This window comes from Limimaricola sp. G21655-S1 (assembly GCF_027213785.1).
In the GTDB taxonomy this organism is placed as follows: Bacteria; Pseudomonadota; Alphaproteobacteria; order Rhodobacterales; family Rhodobacteraceae; genus Limimaricola.
In genome coordinates, this window is sequence record NZ_JAPWGO010000512.1 from 1 (window position 1) to 235 (window position 235).

Annotated in this window: 1 protein-coding gene; it reads left to right on the top strand. The window is 66.4% G+C overall.

Going from position 1 to position 235, the window contains the following annotated elements; genetic code table 11:
- Positions 1-235, top strand: a 235-nt coding sequence (locus O4G76_RS21645; protein WP_306467403.1) for an IclR family transcriptional regulator C-terminal domain-containing protein, incomplete at both ends; no start/stop codon positions are given.

The window sequence follows — 235 nt, forward strand, 5'->3', positions numbered from 1 at the left end:
CCGCCATGGTGTTCTCAGCCAGTTGGTCGGGGAGATCGACGAGAGCTGCAACATCACCGCCCTGTCCGGCAACGAGGTGCTCTATCTCGATCGCGTCGAGACCACGGCGCCACTGCGCTTCTATCTGCATCCCGGGTCGCGGGTGCCAGTGCACGCCTCGGCGAGCGGCAAGCTGTTCCTGGCGCAGATGAGTCCCGCCCAGCGCAAGCGTCTGCTCGCCCATGTGCCCCTGGAG